Raw genomic sequence first — 3995 nt, forward strand, 5'->3', positions numbered from 1 at the left:
TCGAGCGAAGTCGAGAGTGGGGGAGGGTGGGCACAACCCCTCGCTACGGGGCACCCGTTTCCACCAAGCCCGGAGGGCGACACCTTCCCCCCGCCACGGGCGACCGTGAAGACAAGCCCGAGGGGCACCCTCACCCCGCCACGGCTAGTCGCCGACCGTCTCCGTCGGGACGGGCACCGTGCCAGGACGGGCACGGAGCGCGTCGGTGCACTCGTACTCGCGCAACGGCTCCGAGCCGCGGCCGCCCAGAATCACCGTGTCCTTGCCATTCGCCGCCGCGCTCTGCGCGAAGGTGCAGACGACCTGGGCCAGGGCGAACGGGGACAGCCGCTCGGGCGGTGTGCTCAGCCGGAGCGCGGTCTTCGGGTCGCCCTCGCGCGGCCCGGAGACGACCGCCTGGACGCGTAGGTCCGTGGTGAAGCCCGCCTGCCGCTCGGGCTCGGACGTCGGTTGCTGCAATGCGTCGAGCAGCGCCTGTGCCACCCGCACCCGGTCGTCCCCGGTCGGCTCATCGGCGAGTTCGACCGTCCGGTCCACCGCTACCAGCTGCGAGCCGCACACGAGGAAGACCTGTACCTGCACTCCGCGGCCCGCCGCCCGTGCCTCGACGTCCTGCGCCGAGGTCACGCACGCCACCCGCGAGGGCGCGGGCCCGAAGTCCGTCGGTACCTCCGTGGCCCTGATCCCGCACCCGGCGAGCAGCAGCGCACCACAGCCCGCGAGCACCGCACCAGCCCAGGACCCGCGCCAGCGCCTCATCGCTCGACCCCCTCGGCCGCGCGGTCGGCGCCACCTGAGTCCTCGTCGTCCGCCTCCATGTGGGACATGTCCCGCGGCAGTCGCAGCGTGAACACCGCACCTCCCTCAGGGGAGTTGGCCGCGGTGATCCCGCCCCCGTGGATGTGCGCGTTCTCCAGCGCGATCGACAGTCCGAGGCCACTGCCCTCGGACCGCGGACGGGAGGCGCTCGCCTTGTAGAAACGGTCGAAGACGTGCGGCAGTACTTCCTGCGGGATACCGGGGCCGTTGTCCCGTACCTCGATGGTCAGCTCGGCCCCTCGTTCCGCCGAGAAGGTCTCCCGTACGGACACCCGGACCGGGGAGCCGCCGTGCTTGAGCGCGTTGCCGATCAGGTTCGCCAGGATGACGTCGAGCCGCCGCGGATCGAGCCGCGCCATGATCCCGCGCTCCGCGTTCAGCTCCACCGCGTCCAGCCAGGCGCGCGCGTCGATGCACGCGGTGATCTGGTCGGCGATGTCCACGTCGTCCAGGACCAGCCGCGCGGTTCCCGCGTCGAAGCGGGTGACCTCCATCAGGTTCTCCACCAGGTCGTTCAGTCGCCGTGTCTCGCTGACCACCAGGCGCACCGCGGGCGCGATCATCGGGTCGAGGCTGTCTTCTTCCTCTTCGAGTACTTCGGTCACCGCGGTGATCGCGGTCAGCGGCGTGCGTAGTTCGTGGGACATGTCGGCGACGAAGCGCCGACTCGACTCCTCGCGCGCGCTCATGTCCGCGACCTTCTTCTCCAGCGAGGCCGCGGTGCTGTTGAACGTACGGGACAGCTCGGCCAGTTCGTCGGTGCCCGAGACCCGTAGCCGGGTGTCCAGCTTCCCCTCACCGAGCCGCCGCGCGGCGACGCCGAGCCGGTGCACCGGCTTGAGCACCGTGGTCGCCGCGGCCTGTGCGAGCAGCGCCGCGCCGACCAGTGCCAGCGCGGTGGCGATCCCCAGCGACCAGCCCAGCGAGCTGAGATCCTTCTCCTCCGCCTCCAGGGACTTGAGCATGTACCCGGTCGGTCCGCCGTCCCCGATCACCCGTGCCCCGCCCACCAGATGGGGCGTGCCGTCGACGACGATGCGCTGCCAGAAGAGGTGGTACTCGTCGGAGTTCTTGGCGCCGATGGGCTGGCGCTTGTTCACCGCGTCCCGCAGTGACTTCGGCACGTCGTCGCGGGTGAAGGTGTCCAGGTCGGAGTTGCCGACCACCGTTCTGTCGTCCGGGTCCTTGGCGATCAGCAGCACGCTGTAACGCTGGCTGCTGAGCGACATCTGGACGGCGGCGCGCCGCAGTTCGTCCTGGGTCGGCTCCGGCGGCAGCGAGGCCGCGCGGTTCTGCATCTCCTCGTTGAAGTCGTTCAGCGCCGCGTCCTGCGTGCGCGTCAGTACGGCTTCGCGGTTGAGCCAGTACGCGATACCGGAGGCGGAGACCGCGGCGGTCAGCGCCACCAGGCCGAACACCACGACCAGCCGCAACCGCAGGCTGGTGAAGCGCAACCCGGCGAGTATCGCCCTGCGTGGCCCCCGCCGAGTGTCGTCGTCCGCCTGCGTCACTGAGGACTGTCCAACCGGTAGCCGACCCCGCGCACGGTACGAATCAGCGTCGGCGACGACGGTACGTCCTCCACCTTCGCGCGCAGCCGCTGCACACACGCGTCCACCAGGCGCGAGTCACCGAGGTAGTCGTGCTCCCACACCAGCCGCAGCAACTGCTGGCGGGAGAGCGCCTGCCCCGGCCTGCGGCTCAGTTCCAGCAGCAGCCGCAGCTCGGTCGGCGTCAGCTGCAGGTCCTCGCCGTCCTTGGTGACCGTCATCGCGGCGCGGTCGATGACCAGGCTGCCGAAGACCGCGGAGTCGTTGGCCTCGCGCTCGCCGCGTCGCAGTACCGCTCGGATACGGGCGTCGAGCACTCGCCCCTGGACCGGCTTGACGACGTAGTCGTCGGCGCCGGACTCAAGACCGACCACCACGTCGATGTCGTCGTTGCGCGCGGTCAGCAGGATGATCGGCAGCTGGTCGGTGCGCCGAATACGACGACACACCTCAAATCCGTCGATTCCGGGCAGCATCACATCCAGCACGATCAGGTCGGGCCGCTGCTCGCGCAGCAGCTTCAGACCGTCCTCGCCGGTGGCAGCGGTGGCAACACGATGCCCCTGGCGCGTCAGCGACAGCTCAAGGGCCGTGCGGATGGCGTCGTCGTCCTCGATCAGCAACAGGGAAGGCACAGAGGTCATTCTGTCCCATGGCGCGGCGGGGTTTCGACAGTTGGAGCGCTCCCATCCTTCCCGCACAGGCAAGGAGGCCTTGTGACAGGGCTGTGACAGTCGGCGGACACCGTCATGAAGTGCCGGCGGCAGTCTTTTTGTCAGAGCCGCACTAAGACTCCACGACGGGGGGCGCGAGATGAACACGCTGCAGCACAGCACCAGCTCAAGCGCAGTTGTCACGCGTCTGCACGACGTCGCACGGAGTGAGAAGTCCGGTGCCGTGAGCGGGCGGGGGTGCGCTCGCGGCATCGGGCGTCAGCACACCACGTACATGAAGGTGGTTGACGCACGCCAGGTGGCAGGGGGAGACGGGGGAGCCGCATACGGGGAGGCCACGGGGGAGCGGAAGCTCCAGGACAAGACGGCGGAGGCCGAAGCGGCCTTCACCGCCTACGTCCAGGAGCGCCGCGCCTCTCTGTATGCCACCGCCTACCACCTGACCGGTGACCGGTTCGAGGCCGAGGACCTGCTGCAGAGCGCGCTGTTCTCGACGTACCGGGCCTGGGACCGGATCAGCGACAAGGCGGCCGTCGGCGGCTATCTGCGCCGCACGATGACCAATCTGCACATCAGCGCCTGGCGTCGGCGCAAGCTCAACGAGTACCCGACCGAGGAACTGCCGGAGACGGTGGGCGACACGGACGCGATGCGCGGCACCGAGCTGCGTGCGGTCCTGTGGCAGGCCTTGGCCCGGCTGCCCGAGCTGCAGCGCACGATGCTGGTGCTGCGCTACTACGAGGGTCGTACCGACCCGGAGATCGCGGACATTCTCGACATCAGTGTCGGCACGGTGAAGTCCAGCATCTGGCGGTCGCTCCGCCGGCTGCGGGACGACGAGGCACTCAGCTTCGGCCGTGACCTTGAGGAGTCCTTCGGCGAGCTGGTCGCGTAAGACGCCGAAGGCTGGGGGCAGGGGGCGTCGCTTCGGGGGAGGCGACGGAAGTACGGG

Annotated in this window: 4 protein-coding genes; 1 reads left to right on the plus strand and 3 read right to left on the minus strand. The window is 69.6% G+C overall.

Annotated elements, in window-relative coordinates; genetic code table 11:
- Positions 1-144 precede the first annotated feature (144 nt).
- Genes U9R90_RS34035 through afsQ1 form a run of 3 tightly spaced genes read right to left on the minus strand, consistent with a single transcriptional unit; the run spans position 145 to position 3004 of the window.
- Positions 145-759: a hypothetical protein gene (locus U9R90_RS34035; RefSeq protein ID WP_411061155.1), complete on the minus strand. Its 615-nt coding sequence runs from the start codon at positions 757-759 to the stop codon at positions 145-147.
- Positions 756-2429 (minus strand): ATP-binding protein, encoded by a 1674-nt coding sequence (locus U9R90_RS34040; protein WP_411061157.1) that lies wholly within the window; start codon positions 2427-2429, stop codon positions 756-758. The genes U9R90_RS34035 and U9R90_RS34040 overlap by 4 nt, the downstream gene beginning before the upstream one ends.
- Positions 2327-3004, minus strand: a complete 678-nt coding sequence (gene afsQ1, locus U9R90_RS34045; RefSeq protein WP_411061158.1) for a two-component system response regulator AfsQ1 — start codon at positions 3002-3004, stop codon at positions 2327-2329. The genes U9R90_RS34040 and afsQ1 overlap by 103 nt, the downstream gene beginning before the upstream one ends.
- Positions 3005-3182: 178 nt before the next feature.
- Here afsQ1 and U9R90_RS34050 point away from each other — a divergent pair, with 178 nt between their 5' ends.
- Positions 3183-3938 carry a SigE family RNA polymerase sigma factor gene (locus tag U9R90_RS34050; RefSeq protein WP_411061160.1) on the plus strand — a complete coding sequence of 252 codons (756 nt, stop codon included), beginning with the start codon at positions 3183-3185 and terminating at the stop codon, positions 3936-3938.
- The last annotated feature ends 57 nt before the right edge of the window (positions 3939-3995 follow it).

The sequence above is a fragment of the Streptomyces sp. E11-3 genome (assembly GCF_046540415.1).
Taxonomy (GTDB): Bacteria; Actinomycetota; Actinomycetes; order Streptomycetales; family Streptomycetaceae; genus Streptomyces.